Consider the following 837-nt stretch of genomic DNA (forward strand, 5'->3'; position numbering starts at 1 on the left):
CTTCTTTTTGCATTTAAAAAAACAAGGTTCTCCAGTTTCATTGTAAAATTTTCGCGTCCGGGTCTGTATAAGCTGGTTAAACCCGTATCTATTGCAAAAAATTTTTTCGACGCCGAAAATATTCTCCTCTGTTTCCAGTCAAATTTGTTCAATTCAAGAATAACGAACGATTTTATAAAATAGCTAGTGTATTTTATAATAGTCTCCACCTTCATTTCAAATCCCAAAGTTTTTATCTTATTCTTGAGGCCGGTATACGCAATAGTATTGCCCACATTTGAAAGCATGTAATTCAACAGTCTCTCTAAAACATCCACATTATCAACGCCAAAACGTTTTACTATATCATCTAAAACCACTTTTGTAATAATGCCTTTCAGATAAGAATATTTGGCCTCTTCGCTGTTTATTTCGAAGGTTTCCGGCAATCCTCCGAAATTAATATATTCCGCAAACGCTTTCTCAATATCCGGCTTGTGTTTGAAATAGTCCGATTCGGTTTTAATGCGAACATTACTATACTCCAAAAATTCTTTGAAACTAAAAGGAAAAATAGAAAATTCGATATATCTGCCGGCCAAATTAGAACCAATTTCAGCGGACAAGAGCTCGGAATTAGAGCCGGTCAAGATAATCTTCGTCTCATCATCTTTCTCATACATTGTTCTTACAAACTTATCCCAACCGGTAACATTCTGGATTTCATCCAATAAAACCAGTTTGCGGCCTTTTTTTGCCACATCCGACAAAAAAACAGAATAAACATCGCCCAATTTCTTTGCGGTGTTAACATCGACCAGACGGTAATCCTCGAAATTGAGATAAAGAATATTATCA

General features: G+C 35.5%; 1 protein-coding gene. It reads right to left on the reverse strand.

Annotated features, from left to right (window positions below):
* Nucleotides 1-837: hypothetical protein (locus tag COV46_03725; GenBank protein PIR17588.1), on the reverse strand; the 837-nt coding region annotated here is incomplete at both ends.

It is taken from the genome of Deltaproteobacteria bacterium CG11_big_fil_rev_8_21_14_0_20_49_13, assembly GCA_002796305.1.
Lineage (GTDB): Bacteria > UBA10199 > UBA10199.